The sequence below is a fragment of the Micromonospora jinlongensis genome (assembly GCF_013410645.1).
GTDB lineage: Bacteria > Actinomycetota > Actinomycetes > Mycobacteriales > Micromonosporaceae > Micromonospora > Micromonospora zamorensis.
Map to the genome: position 1 here is coordinate 1,442,233 of NZ_JACCHK010000001.1, position 19,916 is coordinate 1,462,148.

A 19,916-nucleotide genomic window follows, 5' to 3' on the forward strand; every position below is an offset into this window, starting at 1 on the left:
ACTCCTTCGGGACGGAAGGCATTGACGGTCATCGTGGCAGCAGTGGATGCCAACCCGCAAGAGTTAGACTGATCGATGAAATTCCAGATCAGATGACGGGAATTTCACGCTGGGTCATCAGTGGGTCAGTGCCTGGTCCAGGGCGCGCACCGGGGACAGGATCCGGCTGCCGGCCTGCCAACGGCGGGCGTCGCGCACCGTCATCCGTACGCCCTCGGTGAAGCCGAGCTTCGGCCGCCAACCGAGCAGCTCGCGCGCCTTCCTGGTGTCCAGCGCCATGTTGCGCACCTCGCCCGGCCAGGGCAACGGCTCGTAGCGGGCCGTGTTGTCGGCACCGGACGCCTCCCGGACGGTGTCGTACACCTCGTTGATGCTCGTCTGCTGGCCGGAACCGATGTTGACCATCCCCACCCCGCTGTGGTGGCAGGCAACGGCCACCGCCTCGGCGACGTCGCTGACGTGGATGAAGTCCCGGGTCTGTGTGCCGTCGTCGTAGATCACCGCCTGGCGGCCACCGAGCAGGGCATCCACCATCAGGGACACGACGCCGTAGTCGCCGCCCTCCTGCCGGGACCCGTAGACATTGCCGAAGACCATCGACGTGTACGCCAGGCCGTGCTGGCGTCCGTACCAGTCGAGATAGTGCACGCCGGCGGCCTTGCTGATGCCGTACGGGTCCACCGGTGCGATCGGGTGGTCCTCGCGGACCGGCAGGTCGTGGGCGGGGACGCTGCCGAAGATGGCGCTACCGGCCGCATTGACCACCAGTCGTACGCCGCCGCGGGCGCACGCGTCCAGCACGTTGGCGGTGCCGAAGACGTTCACGTCGGCGTCGTACAGCGGTGAACGGCGACCCACCGGAGCGTTCGCCTGCGCGGCGAGGTGCACCACGACGTCCGGCTGCCACTGGTGGATGACCTCGACACCCTCCGGCGTACGGATGTCACCGGAGACGACGTCCGCATCGGTCAGACCGCCACACACGGCGTCCGCCAGATTCTCGAGCCGGCCGGTGGAGAAGTTGTCGAGCACCCGGACCTGGCTGCCCATCAGCATCAGCCGGGCGACCACGTGACTGCCGATGAAGCCGGCACCTCCCGTGACCAGAACACGCCGGGGCGTCAGATCGGTCGCCGGGTCGACGCCGACGGCAGTAACTGGCAGGTCCACCTGGAACTCCTTGGACGACAGAGCCTGTCGGCCCGCTTCGCACACCAAGACGGCCAGACACGACAGTAACCCACCAAATAATCACGAAAGAGACTTTTCGCCTAATGCAGCGGAGCGGACATGAGGGTTCGTCGCGGCGACGGTCGGCCGGTAGCGCTCGCGCCCACCACGACGCGGCGCGATCGACGACGCCGCCGGAAGGAGGACCAGCGGGGCCGGCGCCACTCTCGCACCGACCCCGCCGGCCCGTCCCGCTATCGGAACGCGGTGTCGGGCCCAGATTCAGGCGGAGAAGTCGCGGAACAGCAGCGACGCCAGGCCGAGCGCCAACGCCAGGTTGAAGACGGTGGCACTGGCGAACACCGCCACCGGCCGCCAACCGGCCTCCCGCAACGACGCGACCCGGACCTCCAGGCCGATGCTGACGAAGGCCAGGATCAGGAACCAGACACGCAGGTCGTTGACGATGGCGATGGTGGCCTTGCCGTCCGCACCCGCCGCGTCGAGGTACCAGGTGGCGATGACCGAGGCGGCGATGAAGCCCAGGACGAACTTGGGAAACCGCGTCCACAGCTCACCGAGGCCCGGTCGGGCCGCGCCGGGCCGTCGTTCCACCCGCAGTGTGAAGTACGCGGTCAGCGCGACCGCGACGACACCCATCAACGCGTTCTGGGTGACCTTGACGATGCTGGCGATCTGGAGCGCCTCCTCGCCGGCGAGCGCCCCCGCGGCGGTGACCGCGGCGGTGGTGTCGATGTTGCCTCCGATCCAGGCGCCGGCCACCGCGTCGGACAACCCGAACACGTCGGCCAGCCAGGGCAGGATGAAGATCGATGGCAGCGCGAAGATGATGACCAGGCTCGCCGTGTAGGCCAACTGCTCCCGGCGCGCACGAACCGCACCGGCCGCAGCGATCGCCGCGCTCACGCCGCAGATCGACACCGCCGACGCGAGCAACGCGCGCAGCTTGTCGTCGAGGCCGAACCTGCCGGCCAGCCACCAGGTGAACAGGAACACCCCGCTGATCAGCAGGATCGCCTGGGCGATCGCCGGCCCGGCGGCGCTGGCGATGACGGCCAGGTTGATCGAGGCTCCGAGCAGCACGAGGCCGGTCTTGATGAAGAACTCGGTCCGGAACGCCGCGGCGATCCGGTCCCGCCATCCGAGCAGCGTGACGGCGACGTTGCCCAGCAGCCCCAACAGGATGGCGTAGACCGGGTACTCGATCGCCGCGCCGACATCCTCGACCGCGGTGCCCTCGGCCCAGCCGGGAACGTTCTGCTCCAGGTAGCGGGTGAGCGCGGCCAGACCGACCACGATCACCAGGCCGAGCAGGGTCCAGGCCCAGAACCCGCCGCCACGAGCCGGGGTGGTCGGGTCGGCGGGGTCACCGGCGGTCGGCGGTCCGCTGTCCGAGGCGGGCACGACGGCGTCGGCGGGCGCCGCGCCGACCGGGGTGGCGTCGGCCGTACGGGGCTCGTCACCGGTGCGGGTCGCGTCGGTGGTCATCAGGGCACCAGCCCGGCGGGGATGGCACCGAGCAGGACCAGTGCGAGCAGGGCCAGGCCGAGGATGGTCGCCACCCAGTCCTCGTTGAACGAGAGCCGGGACTCCCCGGCTGTCGGCGGGGTGGGCGGTGACGGGTCGGTGGTCATGGCGTACCTCCAGGGTGACCGGATCCGGCCGTGCCGGATCGGCTGAGGAGCGGGACACGGAAAACGCGAGGGCATCGACGACCGCGCGGGGAAAGCGCCGGGGGCCGGAGCCACGCAGGCGGCGCACGATCCGGCCAGGACGGTCGGATGAGTGGTGGTGGCGCTCAGTCGATCGCCGGTGAGCCCGGACAGAGCTCGGAGGCGATGCGCATCAGGTCCACGACCCGGCGCGAGGTGAGGAGCGGACCGACCGGCATTCACCTATTTTCCTACCGACGCGATAGGAATTCAAGACCGTTCGCGCGCGGATTGGATCCGTTGACCGTTCCACAGCCGACGGGGCCGGAGCCGCGCCGGCTCCGGCCCCGTCGGTACACCCGAGATCCTTAGGGAGTCGGGTACTGCGCGAGGTAGACCGGCGCGCCGACCTTGGTCATGTCGGCCGCGTCGCCGACACCGTTGACCACGTGGTCGATCGTGCCGGCACTGAGGTTGACGGTCATGACGTGGTGCAGCTTCACGCCCGGCCGGTTCGGCACCTCGAAGCCGTTCTCGGTGTGGATCGACGGGTTGTTCTGGTTGAAGACGTACACCCCGCCGCCGTGCAGGGTGTGGTGACGCACCCGGTCACCGACCTTGTACCCGGCCCAGCCCTCGACCGCGCCGTTCATCCAGTCGGCCTGCGTCGGCGGGTCGTACGGCAGCTCGTTCTGGTACAGGATCGTGGTGCCGTGCTCGCCGTTCCAGACCGTGTTGTAGCGCTGGAAGTGCTCGACGAACAGCCCGGTAGCGGTCACGTGGTCGCCGTTGATGACGGCGCCGTAGCGACCGGTGTTGGTGCGCCAGCGGTCGGTGTCACCGTTGACGCCCTCGGTGAAGCCCTCGACACCGTGGTCGCCGCGCCAGACCCAGGTGTGGTCGATGAGCACGTTGTCGCTGTTGACCTCCAGCGCGGTGTTCGTCCGGCCGATGTGCGGGCCGCCGACCCGGAAGTACACGTCGGACAGCGTGGTCGGGTTGTGCGGGCTGCTGGCGTTGTGGCCGTGCTGGCGCCCCACCCGCAACAGGACCGGCGACTCGACGAGACCGGCGTCGATCGTGACACCGGCGACGATCACGCCGGGGACGCCGGCGACGTCGAGCGGGATGGCGCCGTTCACCGCGGTGAGCGTCGCGTGGCCGATTCCGAGCACCACGGTGCCGGGCCGCCGGACCTCGATGCTGCGGGCGATGTCGTACGTGCCGGGGGTCAGCAGCAGGTGCTTCCCGCGCGCAAGTTGGGCGTTGATGACGCGTACCGGGTCGGACGGTTTGGCGACGAAGAAGTCGTCGATCCCGATCGTCCGTCCCGGCGTCATGCCGTCTGCCCAGGAGATTCCCCGGGTGTCACGTTGCGCGGCGGGCACCCGCACGTTGTAGCGACCCTTGCCGTCGACGAAGAGGTACGGCTTCTCCCGGCTCAGCGGGGTGGTCTCCAGGGTGGTGTACGGCGGGTCGGGGAACGTGGCGTCGTCCGGCGCGCCCTCGACGCCCGCGAAGACCTGGTTCCACACCGCGTTGGACCAGCTGCCGACCTCACTGTTGCGGGTCAGCCACTGCTGTTGTGAGCCGTTGGTGGTGGCCGGCAGCCGCGAGTCGGCGATGAAGCCGCCGCTGGCGAACTGCGGGCCGGCAGTGCAGTAGTCCATCAGCGACAGGCCGCCGCCGTTGATGTTCAGCCGGCGCATCGAGACCGCCTGGGACACCGCCCAGAAGTTCGCCGTCGACCGGCAACTGTCCTGACCGGAGGCGTTGATGGTGAGCGACAGGTTGGACAGGGTGCGCCAGAAGTTGACCAGCGCGAGGCAGTTGCCGGTGCCGCCGTCGGCCAGGCAGCGGTTGTAGACCTCGAGTTTGCCGTTCACCGTGACGTCGGTGGGCGAGGCGCCCAGACCGGACACCTCGGTGTAGTAGCCGACCTTGGCCTGCAACGGCTGCTCGGCCGTGCCGTACGTGCCCGGCTTGAACAGGTAGGCGTGCCGCTCGGTGCCCATCTCGTTGTCGACCTGCCGGGCGTGGGCCGCGTCCAGGGTCTGCTGGATCTCGGCGACCGGCATGCCCGGGTCGAAGATCGTGACGTTCGGGCCGAAGTCGGGAGCGCCGTGGGTCGGGCGGCCGGCGGTGGCGGCGGTGCTGGTCATGGTGACGGCGGCGGTCACCAGGAGAGCAAGGGTGAGGGTACGTCGGGACGGGCTTGTCATGTGGTTCGTCCTCTCCGCTGGCCGGACATGCTTCCGGCGCAGCTGGGGGCGGTGAGAGCGCTCTCTGACCCCTGCCGCCGGAGGTTGGGCCGGACCGGAAGGGGTTGACATGTTTCTACCCGTTAATCCGGCCGCCCGCCACGACCATGGACGGAGAACTTCGTGCCGGCACGACCGGGTACGCCCGCCTGGTGCGCGCCACCGACCCCGTCACGTCCGGGGCACGACCACTCGCCGCCGGTTCGACATGCGCCGGGTTTCGGGTGACCACCGGTCGATCCATCTCGAAGTCCGGATACGGCGAGGCCCGCCCTCCTGAGGAGGGCGGGCCGGCACGATGGCGTGAGAGGTCAGCGCACCCGGCGGCGGCCGTAGGCACCGGCGACGATCGCCACGCCGACAGCGGCGAAGACGACCTGCAGGAGCAGTTCGATCCAGTCGATCCCGCTGGTGTCGTCGACACCGAGGGCGCCGGCGACGAGGGTGCCGAGGAGCGCCGCGACCACACCGATGAGCAGGGTCAGCCAGATGGGGATGTTCTGCTTGCCCGGCACCACCAGCCGGCCCAGCACGCCGATGATCAGACCGATGATGATGGCGGCGAAGAAGCCGGTAATTTCCACGGGAGTCGTCCTTTGCGAGGGGAATGTCGTCGGCCTCTGATTGCCCCGGGCAACGAGCCGCGAAACACCCTCTGGATCTTCCATCTCGGCCGCAACCCGTGCGATCGCGCACTAGGTGCGGCCGACACGCGGCTTTCACGCCTTTTATCTTCCCCACAACAAGCGCAAGATCGCGAAAGGAGGGCGTGGTGCGGCCGCGCGCTTGCGGTCGGCTTCAGGCCGCCTTACCGGCGCTAGGATGACCGCCGTGCAGTTCGGGGTGCTCGGGCCGCTCGCCGTCACCACGGACGTCGGCGAGCCGGTGGTGGTGCCCGGCACCAAGGTGCGCGCGCTGCTGGCCGACCTGCTGGTCAACCGCAACCAGGTGGTCTCGGCGGACCGCCTCATCGACGACCTGTGGGGCGAGGACTCCCCCGCCAACCCCGCCGGCGCCCTCCAGGTGCGGGTGTCCCAGTTGCGCAAGGCGCTCAACGACGCCGAGCCGGGCGCCCGCGAGCTGGTCGAGTCCCGGCCGCCGGGCTATCTGCTGCGGGTCGACGCGGTCGACGTCGCCCGGTTCGACGAGCTGGCCCGGTGCACCGACGTCGAGCGGTTGACCGAGGCCCTCGCGTTGTGGCGCGGCGAGGCGTACGCCGACGTGGCCGACGCCGAGTTCGTCCGCGCGGAGACGGCCCGCCTCGCCGAGCAGCGCCTCGCCGTCCACGAGCGGTTGGCCGAGGCCCGGCTGGCCCGGGGTGAACACGACCTGGTCGCCGCTGACCTCGCCGAGCTGGTCACCCGGCATCCGCTGCGTGAGGGCCTGCGGGCGGTGCAGCTCCGCGCGCTGTACGCGGCCGGCCGCCAGTCCGAGGCGTTGGACAGCTACGCCGACCTGCGGGACCGGCTCGCCGAGGAGCTGGGCCTCGACCCCGGCCCCGAGCTCGTCGCCCTGCACCGCAGGATCCTCGAACAGGACGCCGCCCTCAGCGCGCCGCCGAAGGCCACGGTCATCCGCACCAGCCTTCCCGCCCCGCTCGACGAGCTGGTCGGGCGCGCCGAGGCGCTGGCCGAGCTGCGCGAGCTGCTGCCCCGGCAGCGGTTGGTGACGCTGGTCGGGCCGGGTGGCGTCGGCAAGACCAGACTGGCCGTCGAGACGGCCCGCGCGCAGTCCCTTCCCGACGGAGTCCAGCTGGTCGAGCTGGCTCCGCTGCCCGCCGGTGACGCGCTCGTCGCCGAGCAGGTGCTCGCCGCTCTGGGCAGCTACGAGGCGGCCGGTACGAGCATGTCCCCCGCCGACCGGCTGGTGACGACCCTGCGGCACCGACACCTGCTGCTCGTGCTGGACAACTGCGAACACGTCATCGACCCGGTCGCCGAGTTGGTCGCCCGGCTGCTGCGCGAGGTCCCCGGGCTGCGGGTGCTGGCCACCAGCAGGGAGCCACTCGGGCTGACCGGTGAACTGCTCTGGGAGGTACCCCCACTGCCCGTGCCGGACGACGGTGACCTGGACACGGTCCGGCGCTCGGCGGCGGCCCGGTTGTTCGCCGCCCGCGCCGCCGCGCAGCAGCGCGGGTTCCGCCTCGACGGGCAGAGCGCCGCCGCGGTCGCGCAGCTCTGCCGCCGCCTGGACGGCTTGCCGCTGGCGCTGGAGCTGGCCGCGACACGGGTCCGCGCGCTGGGTGTGCGCGGTGTGGTGGAACGGCTCGACGACCGCTTCCGGCTGCTCACCACCCAGCAGCGGGACGTGACGCCGCGGCAGCGGACGCTGACCGCGGTGATCGGTTGGAGTTGGGACCTCCTCGACGAGACCGACCGGGTGGTGCTGGCCCGGCTGGCGGTGTTCCCGGACGGCTGCACCCCGGAAGCCGCCGAGTACGTCTGCGGGACCGACCTGGACACCCTCGCCCGGCTGGTGGACCGGTCGCTGGTGGTGCTCGACGACTCCGGCGCCGACCCGCGCTACCGGCTGCTCGAATCGGTCGCGGCCTTCTGCCTGGACCGCCTGACCGACGCCGACGCCGTGCGCACCCGGCACGCCAGCTACTACACGGAGCTGGCCGAGCGCGCCGACCCGGAGCTGCGCGGGGCCGACCAGCAGCGGTGGCTGGCGCTGCTGGACGCCGAGATGGCCAACCTGCGATCCGCACTGGTGCACGGCGGAGGGCTGCGCCTGGCGGTCGCGCTGAGCTGGTACTGGCACCTGCGCGGCCGGCTCACCGAGGCGCGGCGGGCCCTGGCCGTGCCCGGTGACCCGGAACAGGAGACCCGGGCGGCCCCCTGGCGGGTCGGCTTCGCCCTGTCGCAGGGCGAGGCGACCGAGCCGGACGACGTACGCGCCGCGGTGGCCGCCGACCCGGGCGGCCACGCCGCGTGGTTCGCGGCCAACGCGGTGATCGAGCACGGCGACCTGGCCCTGGCGGCGGAGCTGCTGCCCACCGCCGCCGTCGACAGGTGGACCGAGGCCGCGGTGCTCACCTCCCTGGCCCACATCGCGCACGCCAACGGTGACCAGGCCACCCTGGAGGACACCGCGACCCGCAGCGCCGCGCTCTTCGCCGACCTCGGCGACCGGTGGGGTCGGCTCCGGGCGACCGAGTGGGTGGGTGGCCTGGCCGACATGCGCGGCGACCACGAGCGCGCCGCCGCGCTGCACCGCGAGGGGCTGCGCTGGGCCGAGGAACTGTCGCTGTGGCCGCAGGTCTGCGCGGAGCTGTCCTGGCTGGCCTGGCTCGCCGTGCAGACCCGCGACTACGCCCAGGGTCGGGAGCTGGCCGAACGCGCGTACGCCCTGGCGGTGGAGCAGGGGTCGCCCGGTGCGCTGGTCTTCGCGGAGATGAGCCTCGGGCTGGCCGCCCGCCGCGACGGCAAGCTCGACCTGGCCGTCACCCACCTCAGCCACCTCGCCGACCTGGGCCGGAGCGAGAGCCAGCCCGCGCTCTACCTGCCGATGGTCCTGGTGGAGTTGGGCTACGCGGTCGAGCAGGGCGGTGACCCCGATGCCGCGCTGGCCCTGCACATCGAGGCGTTCGAGGTCGCCGCGGCGATGGCCACGATGCGCGACGCGGTCGGCCCCCTTGAGGGGATGGCGGCGGCGGTGCGCTCCCCCGAGGTGGCCGCCCGGCTGCTGGGCGCCGCTGCCGCCGCCCGGCTCGCCACGCAGTCGCCCGCCGCGCCGGCCGAACGCGACGACGTCGACCGGGTGAGCGATCGTCTGCGAGCCGAACTGGGGCCGCAGCGCTTCGACGCGTTGCTCGCCGAGGGCGCGAAGCTGAGCCCGAGCGAGGCCCGGGCTCAGCTCTGATCCGGTCAGGCCGGCGTCTTCGGCGCGTACGAGGCGACGATCACGCCGCTCTTGTGCACCCGCGTGTCGATCAGGTCGAACGAGGCCTTGAAGTCGGTCAGCGGCACCGTCAGGTTGGCGCCGCCTTCCAGCACCGGGTGGATCCAGAACCGGACCTCGTCCACCAGGCCCGCCCGGATCAGCTGCGCGGTGACCGAGCCGAAGCCGTACTGGATGATGTTTTTGCCCTCCTGGGCCTTGAGCGCGCTGACCGCCTCGACCAGGTCGCCCTGGAGCACCTCCGTGTTGTTCCAGGTGGGGTCGGTCAGGGTGGTCGAGGCGACGTACTTCTTGACGTTGTTGAAGTACGCGGCGCCCGTGGTCGGATCGCTCTCGTCCATGTTCGGCCAGGCAGCGGACATGCCGTCGTAGGTGGCTCGGCCCATCAGCATCGCGTCGGCCTCGGTGGTCTGCGCCCCGGCGAGGCTGGCGGCCTCCTCGTCGAAGTACGGCGAGGTCCACATGGGGTTCTCGATGACGCCGTCGAGGGTGATGTAGGTCGAGTTGATGAGCTTGCGCATCGGGATCTCCTGGTTGTCTGTCGTGCTCTCCGGTGACACCCAGAACTCTGCCAATGCCCGCTTACGATTCGCTTCAGGTGCCCTTACCGGCGTCCCCGGCCGCGCCTGGCGCCGAGCCGGAAGCCGCTTCCGGGAGCGGGTCGGTCAGCGGGATGGGCAGCGCCTGCGTGGCCACCGTGCCACCGCCGGTCGAGTGCGCCGGCGCGGGGCGGTCACCGATGCGGCTGTGCAGGCGGCCGTGCCCCGCCGGCCCGGCACGCCGGGTCACCTCGACTGTCACCATCCGCACCGGCGCGGGCGGCGCGGTGAAACGCCCGACCCCCCACCGCACCCAGATCGGAATCCGGCCGGCGTCCGCCTCCGCCCGCAACTTCTGCACCGTACGGGCCCGGTCGGTGTGGTCGACCTCCACCACGACCGGCGGGCCGTCCGGGCGGGCACACGCCACGTCCAGGACCGAGTGCCGTTGCTCCAGCGGCGGCGGCAACGGCAGCACGCTCGGGGCGCGCCGGTAGACCCGCCAGCCCTGGGCCTCGGCCCACCCCACCACCGAGTCGATCAGCCGCGCGGTGACCTCGTCGGTGCCCAGGTCGACGAAGGTCAGGTCCGCCAGAGCGCGACCGAGGTCGGACGCCAACCGCTCGCCCTGCGCCGTGACCTCCACCGGCGCAGGATAACGCCTCAGCCGACAGTGGTCGTGGCCGCGGCGAGGTGCCGGGTCAGCCAGGCGGTGGTGGCCGTACGCGCCGCCTCGGCGTTGGCGCGCGCCAGGAAGTCGTGCCCCTCGCCGGCGAGCACCAGGTGCCCGTGCGGCACGTCCCGGGCGGCGAGGGCCTGCGCCACCTGCGCCGACTCGCCCGCCGGCACGTTGGTGTCGTTGGCGCCGTGGATGAGCAGCACCGGCACGTCGAGCTGGTCGAGGTGGGTCATCGGCGAGAGGTCACGAAGCAGTTCCGCGTCGCGCTGCGGGTCGCCGTACTTGCTGACGGCGGCGGCGGCGATCCACGGCTCGGTGCCGGCGTAGAAGGTGTGGAAGTCGGAGATCCCGCACTCGGCGACCCCGGCGGCGAACAGCCCGGGAAAGTTCACCAGCACCGCGAGGACCAGGTAACCACCGTAGGAACGGCCCAGGCAGCCGATCTGGCCGGGCCGGGCGAGGCCGCTGTCGACGAGGAAGTCCGCGCAGGCCGCCACGTCGGCGATCGCGCCGTACCGGCCGGCAAGGTTGTCGGCCGCGACGAAGGACCGGCCGAAGCCGGACGAGCCGCGCACGTTTGGCGCGAACACGGCGACGCCCTGCGCGACGAGAGCCTGGAACAACGGGTTGTAGCAGGGGCGCTCCTGCGCCTCCGGGCCTCCGTGCAGACTGATGGCGGTCGGCCAGGGACCCGGCCCGGCCGGGCGGTAGAGCCAGCCGGATAGCGGCAACGCGTCGCGGGCACGCAGGTCGACGAGGTGTGGCGCGACACCGCCGTCGCCCGTACGCGCCACACCGGTGTCCGGCCGCAGCGGGCGCAGCGCCCCGCTGGTCGGGTCCACCAGCCAGACCTCCCGAGGCTGCACCGGCCCCTGCGCGGTGAGGCAGAGCAGGTCACCGCCAGCGGCGAAGACGGCGTCGTCGAGCACCTCACCCGGTGCCGCCACGGCCCGCTGTACGCCGCCGGCGAGGTCGAGCAGGCTCATCTCACTGCGGCCACCGTAGGTGTTCCACAGCAGCGCGACCCGCCGGCCGTCGGCGCTCGGCGCGGCCTGCTCCAGCTCGGCGTCCGGTCGTCCGGCGAGCCGGGTCGGCGGCTGCTCCGGTCGGGTCAGGTCGACCCGCACCAGCACGGCGAGTTCCGAGAACGCGTCGGTGCGGGCCAGCACGCTGGTCCCGTCCGGGCCGAACCAGCCCTGGTCGGTGCTGCCCTGGCCGGTGTCCGGAAACAGTCGCAGCCGTTCGCCCGTCGCCACGTCGAGCAGTTCCAGCCAGCGCGCGTTGCGCGGGCCGCGGCGCAGCAGGGCGACGCCGACGTCCGGGGTGACGTCCAGGAGCGTGAGCAGGTCACCCTCGGCGAGCACCCGCCGGTGCCCGGTGCCCGCTTCGACCAGGACGGCCCGACAGTGCTCGTCGGTCTCGGTGACCATCAGGACCGCGCCCTCGGGCAGCCAGCCGGCCAACGTGGCGCTGCGACGGTCGAAACCGGCGACCTGGCGGCGTCGTGTCCCGTCCGGGCGCAGCACCCACAGCTCGGTGCGGGGCGCGCCACCGGGGGCGACGACGCAGGCCAGCCACTGCCCGTCCGGCGACCAGCTCAGCGCGAGGACCGGCTCGTCGCTCACGAGCAGCGCGACAGGCGCACCCCCGTCGACCTCGCAGACCCAGACGCCGGGCGTTCCCGCCCGGTCGGAGAGGAACGCCACCCGGCGGCCGTCGGGGGACGGCGCGGGGGCGAAGTCCTCGCTCACGGGCACCGGCGGTGACACCGGCCGGTGGCTCGCCGGTCGGGCCCGCCGGGTGGTGCGCGGCGCCTCGGTCCGTACGCTCATCTAGACCCCGATCCGCTGCAACCAGAGCTCCAGCAGCCCGAGCTGCCAGAGTGCGTTGGAACCCAGCGTGGTCCGCTGGGCATTGGGCGTGTCCAGCAACTCCTCCAGGTAGTCCTTGCGGAACAGGCCCCGCTCGCGGGCCGGCCGGGCGGTCAGCGCGTCGCGCACGTCGTCCAGCAGCGGACCGGAGAGGTGCCGGATGGCGGGCACCGGAAAGTAGCCCTTCGGCCGGTCGATCACCGCGTCCGGGACGATGCCCCGACTCGCCGCCTTCAGCACGCCCTTGCCGCCCTGCGCCAGCTTCATCCCGGGCGGGCAGGCGGCGGCCAGCTCGACGACCTCGTGGTCGAGGAACGGCACCCGGGCTTCCAGCCCCCAGGCCATCGTCATGTTGTCCACCCGCTTGACCGGGTCGTCGACCAGCATCACCAGGCTGTCCTGCCGCAGGGCCGCGTCCAGCGCGGTGTCCGCGCCCGGTGCGGCGAAGTGGGCGGCGACGAACTCCAGGCTCGCGTCGTGGTCGAGCATCCACTCGGGCGCCAGGTGCCCGCCGAGCGCGTCGTGACGACGGTCGAAGAACACCCGGGCGTACGCCTCGACGGCGTCCGCCCGGGCCACGTTGGCCATCGGCGGGTACCAGTCGTAGCCGGCCAGGATCTCGTCGGCGCCCTGCCCGGACTGGACCACGGTGATCCGCTGCGAGACCTCCTCGGACAGCAGGTGGAACGCGACGCAGTCGTGGCTGACCATCGGCTCGCTCATCGCGGCGATGGCGTCGTGCACGGCGGGGACGAACCGGCTCGCGCCGATGCGGATCTGGTGGTGGTCGGTGCCGAAGTGGCCTGCCACCAGATCGGAGTAGTGGAACTCGTCGCCGCTCTCCCCCGCCGCCGCCTCGAAGCCGATGCTGAAGGTGGCAAGACCGGTCTGGCCCTGCTCGGCCAGGAGGGCGACGATCAGGCTGGAGTCGAGGCCGCCGGAGAGCAGCACGCCGACCGGCACGTCGGCGACCATCCGTCGGCGTACGGCGGTGCGCAACGCCGCCATGAGCCGTTCCTGCCACTCGCCGGCGGACATCGGATCGGCCGCGGCCCGGGTGAACTCGGGCCGCCAGTACAGCGTGTCGGTGCTCCGGCCGGTCGCGGTGATCACCCGCACGGTCGCCGGTGGGAGTTTGCGGATCCCGGCGAGGATCGTGCGCGGCGGGGGCACCACCGAGTGGAAGCTCATGTAGTGGTGCAGCGCCACCGGGTCGAGGTCGGTGTCCACACCACCGGCGGCGAGCAACGCCGGCAGGGTGGAGGCGAAGCGGACCCGCCCCGGCCCCTCGGCCAGGTAGAGCGGCTTGATGCCGAGTCGGTCGCGGGCCAGCACCAGGGTGTGCGTGGCCATCTCGACCAGGGCGAACGCGAACATCCCGTAGAACCGTTGGACGCAGGCCGTCCCCCACCGGTGGTACGCCTTGAGGATCACCTCCGTGTCCGAGGTGGACCGGAAGGAGTAACCGGCGGCGATCAGCTCGTCGCGCAGCTCCCGGTAGTTGTAGATGCAGCCGTTGAAGACGACGGCCAGGCCCAGCTCGTCGTCGACCATCGGCTGGGCGCCCGCGTCGGAGAGGTCGATGATGCGCAGCCGTCGGTGCACCAGGGCCGCCGGGCCCTGCTGCCACCGGCCCTCACCGTCCGGGCCCCGGGAGGCCAGGGCGGGAAGCATCCGCTCGACGGCCGTCATGTCCGGTGGCGCCCCGTCGAAGCGGAACTCGCCTCCGATACCGCACATGCCACGCACCTCTGTTCGGCTCGGGTCCGCTCGGGCCGCTGACTGGTCCAGGCTTGGCGGACCGGGTTGCGTCCCGATGACGGGCGGGTCAAGCGTGGGTTACACCGACGGCTGCTCGTCTCCACCGAGCAGCCAGGTGTCCTTGGATCCGCCGCCTCGGGACGAGTTGACGATCATGCTGCCGGCCGGCGCTACCCGGGTCAGCGCCACCGGCGCGACCTCGGCGGTGTCGCCGAGGAACACGAAGGCCCGCAGGTCCACGTGACGGGGGGCGAGGGCCGTGCCGTCGAAGACCGGGTGGGTGGTCAACGTGATCATTTCCTGGGCGATCCACCGGTGCGGGGCCGCGAGGATCTGCTCCCGGACGGCGTCCAGCTCCTCCGCCTCGGCCCGGGGGCCGATAACCACCCGGTCGCCGCCGTACCCGTCGACCGGCTTGAGCACCAACTCGTCGAGCCGGCCCAGCACCTCGGCCCGCTGCTCGGGCAGCCCGCACAGGTACGTGGGCACGTCCCCCAGCAGAGCCTTCTCGCCCAGGTAGTACTCGATCAGCCGGGGCACGTACGCGTACAGCGCCTTGTCGTCGCCGACACCGTTGCCCAGCGCGTTGGCCAACGTGAGCCGCCCGGCGTGCACGGCGGCGAGCAGTGGCCAGCCCAGCGGCACCCCGTCGGCGCCGGGCGCGTGCAGCAGCGCCTCCTCGTCCATCCGCAGGTAGATCACGTCCACCTCGCTGCGGCAGCCCTCGCGGACCAGCCGGACCCGGCCCTCCTCCACCAGCAGGTCGTTGGTCTCGGTCAGGGGCACGCCCATCTCGTCGGCGAGCAGCCGGTGCTCGAACCACGCGGGATCACCGGGACCACTGCTGAGCACCACCACGGCGGGATCGTCGGCAGCCGCCGGCGCGGCGGCGACCAGCGCCCGGTACAGCATCGCCGGCGTCTCGTCGGCGGGCAGCAGATCAGCCGGCACCGGCAGCTCCGGCAGCACCGCCTGGGTCAACCGGCGGTTCTGCACGGCGTAGCCGATCCCGGAGGGCACCCGCAGGTTGTCTTCCAGGACGTACCAGCCGCCGTCCGGGTCCCGGACGAGATCGGTGCCGGACACCTGGGCGCGGGTCCCCCGCCGGCCCATCAGCGCCCCGGTCGGGCGCAGACCGGGCGAGGACTCCACCACCCATGCCGGTACGACGCCGTCGGCCACCACCGCCCGGTCCGCGTAGACGTCGCGTAGGAACGCGTCGAGGGCGCGGGCGCGCTGCACCAGGCCGGTGCGCAGGGTCCGCCAGTCGGCGGCGGGCACGACGCGCGGCACCAGGTCGACGGGGAAGAGCCGGGTGCTCGCCTCGCCGGCAACGCTGAACGTCACCCCGCGGGCCCGCTGCTCCTCGTCCCGGTCGTTCTCCCGCTGACGCAGACCGCCGGCGCCGAGGCCGCGCAGGGCGGCCAGCAGCGGACGGTACGCGGGCTCCGGCCCACCGGGCCCGAAGACCTCGTCGGACGAGTCGGTGTACGTGGGCAGGACGGGCAGCGGCGACACCCCGGGCAGTGGCCCCCGGACCCGGCCCCGGGTCTCGTCGAGGAGCAGGTCGACCACGTCGGCCAACCGGCCGCGCCGCTCGTACGCCCGCCGCTGCCGCGCGGCGGAGCTGCCGCGCTCCAACGCGTACCGGGTCAGCTCGCTGACCTGCTCCCAGTCACCGGTCGCCTCCAACTGCGGACGCAGGTCGGTCACCAGGCGCCGGACCGCCTCGGCGGCCGGCACCGGCCGGGCCGAGCGGGGCAGGTCGAGCAGGTCACCCTCCAGCCCGGACCTTGCCGCCCTCCACACGGCGGCGCGCAGCACCGGTGGTCGTACGCCGGTGCGCTCGACCCCGGCGCGCAGCGCGGCGACCTCCCGCCGGACGAGCGCCCGGAACAGGCCGGTGAGCAGGACGATGGTCTCCACGTCGGAGTTGGCGTCGGTGATCCGCAGCTCCACTGTGCGTACGTGGGCCGACGGCCGGACGTCGAAATAGATCATGGCAGGGTCGGTGATGGTCTCGGAGGAGATCAGCTCGGCGACCAGCGCCTCGTGGTCCGCCGCGCTGGTCACCTCGCCCGGGTCACCCGCCGTGGGCCAGCGTTGCCAGACCAGCGACCGGACGCTGGCGTAACCGCTGTCCTGACCCATCCAGTACGGCGAGCTGGTGGAGAGGGCGAGCAGGACCGGCAGCCACGGCTGGACCCGGCGGGTGACGGCCACCGCGAGATCCCGGTCGGACACCCCGACGTGCACCTGCGCGCCGCAGATCAACTGCTCCCGGGCGAGCAGCTGGTATTCGTCGAGCATCCGCCGGTAGCGGGAGGTGGGGGTGACGCTCGGGTCGCCGTCGGCGCGCAGCGGCACCGTACCGGCCGCCACGATGCCCAGCCCCGCCCGGTCGGCGACCCGGACGGCGAGCTGACGCAGCCGGGTCAGCTCGTCGCGGATCTCGTCGAGGGTGCGACAGACCGCGGTGTTGGTCTCCACCACGCTGCGGTGCAGTTCGGCGGTGAACGAGGTCGCCGGCAGCCGGTCGAGCAGTTCCCCAGCCCGGGGCACCAGTTCGCGGGTGTGCAGGTCGACGACGTGGAACTCCTCCTCCACGCCGATCGTGGCCAGGTCCGCCGGGTCGCCGTCGTCCAGGGACGCGACCTGGTTGGTGCGGGGCGTGGGCAGCGTCCGGCCGTTGCCGGACCGACCCATCGACCCGTCGAACGTCGGCGCGTTCGTGGTGTTGTCGGCCATGGTCACCCCGGTTCGCGTGTCGGTGGTCTCGGCTGTCCGACGAGCGTTCCCAGGGTTGGTACCGGGGGTGTTTCCAGCGCGTTAAGGTGACGAGCCCGTTCTGTCCGGCCTGCTCAGCGCTGCGCAGCCCGGTACTCGATAGCGGCGGCGACCCGGTTGGCGGTGGCGGCGCCGAGTTCCCGTTCCGTGAGCCACAACCCCAGATCGAGCCCCGCCGACAGGGCGCCGGCGGTGACCCGGTCACCGTCGTCGACCACCCGCTCGTCGAGGACGGTGACGTCGTGGGCACGCAACTCGTCGTACGCGCTGCGGTTGGTGGTCGCCCGCCGGCCGGTCAGCAGGCCGGCGGCGGCGAGTAGCAGCGCGCCGGTGCACACCGACGCCATCCACCGCGTGGATGGCGCCAGGGCGGACAACCTCTCCGGGAGCACACCTCGCTGTGCCTGCGCCCAGGAACCCTCAGCCGCCCGGTTCAGCCATCCACCACCCGGAACGATGACTCCGTCGGCCGGACCCAGCACCTCGGGGATCTGGAGTTGGACGCCACGCATGCTGGTGACCGGCCCCGATCGTTCGACAGCGACCAACGCCACATCGAAGCCGGCCATCGCCAACACCTCGAACGGCCCGAAGACGTCCAGTTCGTCGAAGCCGTCGAACACCACGATCTTGATTCGCATTCGGTCAGGATCTCCCGCGGAGCGGGCGGCGACGAGTGGCATTCTTGCCATCATGCGTAAGAGCTCCGCCACGCACCGGGTCGCCGTCCTCGCAATACCGAGGGTCGTCGCCTTCGACCTGACCATCGCGACGCAGGTCTTCGGCCACGAGGGCCACGGTCGATACGCGATGACGGTGTGCGCACTGGACGGTGGTTCGGTCTCCACCACCACCGCCGGCCTGGAGCTGACCGTCGCCGCGACGCTTGACGCGCTCGACGATGCCGACACGGTGATCGTGCCCGGATTCCGCCGTGGCCCGGCACCGCCACGTGCTCTCCGGGCGCTGCGGCAGGCCCACCGTCGTGGCGCCCGCATCGCGTCGATCTGCACCGGCGCCTTCGCGCTGGCCCAGGCCGGTCTGCTCGACGGCCGCCGCGCGACGACCCACTGGGCGCATGCCGACGCGCTTGCTCAAGAGCATCCAGGGGTGTTCGTGGACGCGAGTGCGCTGTACGTCGACGAAGGTCAGGTGGTCACCAGCGCCGGACTCGCCGCCGGTCTCGACATGTGCCTCTACCTCGTCGGCCGCGACCACGGGCAGGCTGCCGCCATCCAACGGGCCCGCCACATGGTCACCCCACTGCACCGAGCCGGCGGTCAGGCACAGTTCATCCCGGTTGGCGTTCCGGGTGAGGACGACGAGTTGGCCGGGGTCATCACCTGGGCGAGCAACAACCTGCACAGCCCGATCACCGTCGCGGACCTTGCCCGGCAGGGTGTGATGTCCAGCCGTACGCTGCACCGCACTTTCCAGAGTCGGTTCCGGATGGGCCCGAGAGCCTGGCTGATCCAGCAACGGCTGCGCGCCGCCTGCACCCTGTTGGAGAACGGCGAGGTCACCATCGACGAGGTCGCACGGCGCACCGGGCTGGGTACGGCGACCAACCTGCGCGCGCATTTCCAGCGGGCCTTTGGCACCACCCCTACCGCGTACCGGCGGGCTTTCACACCCTGACACCGGCGCTCGCGGCTGGACCGGTCGAGGCCGAGGCACTGTGATCGACCCGGAGTCGGCGAATGTCGGGGTGCCCCTCCGGCCTGGACACCCCGACATCACAGTCTGGATTTGATCTATCACGGTCAAGGAACGGCCGGGGTCACCTCATGTTCGCCACCACGAACGGCGCGTGGCCGTGCAGGTAGTTGTTCCACCCGCCGGTGACCGGCGCGCCAGGGCTGAGCAGGTTGGTGGTGTCGGTGCCGACGTCGAGTTTCCACGCGGTCCACGAGATGCCGTTGCTCTTCATCCAGTCGATCCAGGACTGCGCCTCCGGCAGGCAGGATCGGCCGTCCAGGCCACCGTCGGCGTGGCTGGCGCCCCACTCCGTCACGAACAGCGCCAGGCCGGCGCGGATCGCCGCGTCGCCCTTGGCGCGCAGCGACGCGCCGTGCGTGCACGAGTAGAAGTGCAGCGTGTACATCAGGTTGGTGCCGGTGACCGGGCTGGCAGCCGCGACGTCCACGTCCTGCGACCAGGTCGGCGTGCCGAGCACGACGATGTTGTCCGGGTCGGCGGCGCGGATCGCGGAGACCACCGCCTGGTGGTACGGCTTGATCACGTTGGTCCAGCTCACCTGCAACGGCTCGTTGTAGGGCTCCCAGATGACGTTGGGCAGGTGACCGTAGCGACGGGCCAGGTCACCGAAGAACGCCACCGCCTGGGACTGGTTGTTCTGCGCCTCGTGGGCGTGCCAGTCGACGATCACGTACACCCCGGCGGTGACCGCGTTGTTGATGATGGTCTCCACCTGCGCGCGCGCCTTCGCCGGGTCACTGAGGTACGCGCCCGCCGGCTCCACGCCCATCGCCGCGCGGATCACCTGGAGGTTCCAGTTGTCCCGCATCCAGGTCAGCGCGGAGAGGTTCTCGGCGTACGGGGCGGTCTCCCAGTTGAGCCACATGCTGCTGATGCCGCGCAGCTGCACCCGTGCGCCGGTCTTGTCGCACATCGTCGTGCCGCAGACCCGCAGCTGCCCGTACCGCTCGACCGGGGTGCCGGTGGTCGGTGGTGGGGTCGTGGGCGGTGGGGTCGTGGGCGGCGGAGTCGTCGGGGGCGGCGTGGTCGGGGGTGGGCCGCCAGCGCAGGACGCGCCGTTCACTGTGCAGTTCACCGGGGTGCCGGAGCCGTTGACGAGGAAGCCGAACGACGTCGAGGCGCCCGCGGCGAGCGTGCCGTTCCAGGACACGTTGGTGAAGGTGTAGCGGCTGCCCGAGGTCGACTGCTGTGCGTTCCACGACTGGCTGACGGTCGAGGAGGACGGCAGGTCGAACTCGACCCGCCAGCTGGTGATCGGTGCGGAGGTGTCGTTGGTGACGGTGATCTGCCCCTGGTAGCCGTTGCCCCAGTTGTTCGTCACGGAGAACACGGCGGTCGCCGCGCTGGCCGGGGTGGCGGCGATGGCCACCCCACCGGCCAGCAGGCCGGCGACGGCCAGGGTCGTGACAAGTCTCAGTGCGCGCATGCGGAACCCGCTTCGGATCGACGGTGGTGGTCTGAGGCGGGGCGGCGCCTTCGCGCACAATATCGATCGGCGCCAATGGGGGCAAGGCGGGGGCGCCAGGACCCGAGGCCGCTGAGCACCCGGGCGG

Annotated in this window: 14 protein-coding genes; 2 read left to right on the forward strand and 12 right to left on the reverse strand. The window is 71.8% G+C overall.

Going from position 1 to position 19,916, the window contains the following annotated elements:
* Positions 1 to 117: 117 nt before the first annotated feature.
* The 5 genes from HNR22_RS06155 to HNR22_RS06175 form a co-directional block, all read right to left on the reverse strand.
* A complete protein-coding gene (locus tag HNR22_RS06155) occupies positions 118 to 1,170 on the reverse strand; it encodes an NAD-dependent epimerase/dehydratase family protein (protein WP_179779488.1) in 1,053 nt (350 codons plus the stop codon).
* Between the two features lie 282 nt (positions 1,171 to 1,452).
* Positions 1,453 to 2,679 carry a YeiH family protein gene (locus HNR22_RS06160; RefSeq protein WP_179779489.1) on the reverse strand — a complete coding sequence of 409 codons (1,227 nt, stop codon included), beginning with the start codon at positions 2,677 to 2,679 and terminating at the stop codon, positions 1,453 to 1,455.
* The gene (locus HNR22_RS06165) at positions 2,679 to 2,825 is read right to left on the reverse strand and encodes a hypothetical protein (protein WP_179779490.1); all 147 of its coding nucleotides are present in this window, start codon (positions 2,823 to 2,825) and stop codon (positions 2,679 to 2,681) included. Before HNR22_RS06165 ends, HNR22_RS06160 begins: the two co-directional genes overlap by 1 nt.
* Before the next feature lie 386 nt (positions 2,826 to 3,211).
* Positions 3,212 to 5,065 (reverse strand): adenylyl cyclase, encoded by a 1,854-nt coding sequence (locus tag HNR22_RS06170; RefSeq protein WP_179779491.1) that lies wholly within the window; start codon positions 5,063 to 5,065, stop codon positions 3,212 to 3,214.
* A 350-nt stretch (positions 5,066 to 5,415) separates the two neighbouring features.
* A complete protein-coding gene (locus HNR22_RS06175; RefSeq protein WP_179779492.1) occupies positions 5,416 to 5,688 on the reverse strand; it encodes a GlsB/YeaQ/YmgE family stress response membrane protein in 273 nt (90 codons plus the stop codon).
* Positions 5,689 to 5,926: 238 nt separating this feature from the next.
* Here HNR22_RS06175 and HNR22_RS06180 point away from each other — a divergent pair, with 238 nt between their 5' ends.
* Positions 5,927 to 8,968: an AfsR/SARP family transcriptional regulator gene (locus tag HNR22_RS06180; protein WP_218906211.1), complete on the forward strand. Its 3,042-nt coding sequence runs from the start codon at positions 5,927 to 5,929 to the stop codon at positions 8,966 to 8,968.
* Between the two features lie 5 nt (positions 8,969 to 8,973).
* Here HNR22_RS06180 and HNR22_RS06185 read toward each other — a convergent pair whose 3' ends face one another.
* The 6 genes from HNR22_RS06185 to HNR22_RS06210 all read right to left on the reverse strand — a co-directional run bounded on the left by HNR22_RS06185 (position 8,974) and on the right by HNR22_RS06210 (position 17,285).
* Positions 8,974 to 9,528 (reverse strand): dihydrofolate reductase family protein, encoded by a 555-nt coding sequence (locus tag HNR22_RS06185; RefSeq protein WP_179779493.1) that lies wholly within the window; start codon positions 9,526 to 9,528, stop codon positions 8,974 to 8,976.
* 73 nt (positions 9,529 to 9,601) lie between these two features.
* Positions 9,602 to 10,192, reverse strand: a complete 591-nt coding sequence (locus HNR22_RS06190; RefSeq protein ID WP_179779494.1) for a hypothetical protein — start codon at positions 10,190 to 10,192, stop codon at positions 9,602 to 9,604.
* Between the two features lie 17 nt (positions 10,193 to 10,209).
* Positions 10,210 to 12,057, reverse strand: a complete 1,848-nt coding sequence (locus HNR22_RS06195) for a S9 family peptidase (protein ID WP_179779495.1) — start codon at positions 12,055 to 12,057, stop codon at positions 10,210 to 10,212.
* Entirely contained in the window at positions 12,058 to 13,836 is a 1,779-nt protein-coding gene (locus HNR22_RS06200) for an N-acetylglutaminylglutamine amidotransferase (protein WP_179779496.1), read from the reverse strand.
* A 99-nt stretch (positions 13,837 to 13,935) separates the two neighbouring features.
* On the reverse strand, positions 13,936 to 16,605 hold the full coding sequence (locus tag HNR22_RS06205; RefSeq protein WP_218906213.1) for a carboxylate--amine ligase/circularly permuted type 2 ATP-grasp protein: 2,670 nt from the start codon (positions 16,603 to 16,605) through the stop codon (positions 13,936 to 13,938).
* 113 nt (positions 16,606 to 16,718) lie between these two features.
* Complete coding sequence (locus HNR22_RS06210; RefSeq protein ID WP_179779497.1) at positions 16,719 to 17,285, reverse strand: DJ-1/PfpI family protein; 567 nt, start codon at positions 17,283 to 17,285, stop codon at positions 16,719 to 16,721.
* Between the two features lie 52 nt (positions 17,286 to 17,337).
* Here HNR22_RS06210 and HNR22_RS06215 point away from each other — a divergent pair, with 52 nt between their 5' ends.
* On the forward strand, positions 17,338 to 18,282 hold the full coding sequence (locus HNR22_RS06215; RefSeq protein ID WP_179779498.1) for a GlxA family transcriptional regulator: 945 nt from the start codon (positions 17,338 to 17,340) through the stop codon (positions 18,280 to 18,282).
* Positions 18,283 to 18,424: 142 nt separating this feature from the next.
* Here HNR22_RS06215 and HNR22_RS06220 read toward each other — a convergent pair whose 3' ends face one another.
* Positions 18,425 to 19,789: a cellulase family glycosylhydrolase gene (locus tag HNR22_RS06220; RefSeq protein WP_179779499.1), complete on the reverse strand. Its 1,365-nt coding sequence runs from the start codon at positions 19,787 to 19,789 to the stop codon at positions 18,425 to 18,427.
* Between the last annotated feature and the right edge of the window lie 127 nt (positions 19,790 to 19,916).

Coding starts and splice junctions, on each gene's coding strand:
- HNR22_RS06185 (WP_179779493.1), bottom strand. CDS start 9,528: ATGCGCAAGCTCATCAACTCGACCTACATCACCCTCGACGGCGTCATC.
- HNR22_RS06205 (WP_218906213.1), bottom strand. CDS start 16,605: ATGGCCGACAACACCACGAACGCGCCGACGTTCGACGGGTCGATGGGT.
- HNR22_RS06220 (WP_179779499.1), bottom strand. CDS start 19,789: ATGCGCGCACTGAGACTTGTCACGACCCTGGCCGTCGCCGGCCTGCTG.
- HNR22_RS06210 (WP_179779497.1), bottom strand. CDS start 17,285: ATGCGAATCAAGATCGTGGTGTTCGACGGCTTCGACGAACTGGACGTC.
- HNR22_RS06170 (WP_179779491.1), bottom strand. CDS start 5,065: ATGACAAGCCCGTCCCGACGTACCCTCACCCTTGCTCTCCTGGTGACC.
- HNR22_RS06165 (WP_179779490.1), bottom strand. CDS start 2,825: ATGACCACCGACCCGTCACCGCCCACCCCGCCGACAGCCGGGGAGTCC.
- HNR22_RS06195 (WP_179779495.1), bottom strand. CDS start 12,057: ATGAGCGTACGGACCGAGGCGCCGCGCACCACCCGGCGGGCCCGACCG.
- HNR22_RS06200 (WP_179779496.1), bottom strand. CDS start 13,836: ATGTGCGGTATCGGAGGCGAGTTCCGCTTCGACGGGGCGCCACCGGAC.
- HNR22_RS06215 (WP_179779498.1), top strand. CDS start 17,338: ATGCGTAAGAGCTCCGCCACGCACCGGGTCGCCGTCCTCGCAATACCG.
- HNR22_RS06160 (WP_179779489.1), bottom strand. CDS start 2,679: ATGACCACCGACGCGACCCGCACCGGTGACGAGCCCCGTACGGCCGAC.
- HNR22_RS06180 (WP_218906211.1), top strand. CDS start 5,927: ATGACCGCCGTGCAGTTCGGGGTGCTCGGGCCGCTCGCCGTCACCACG.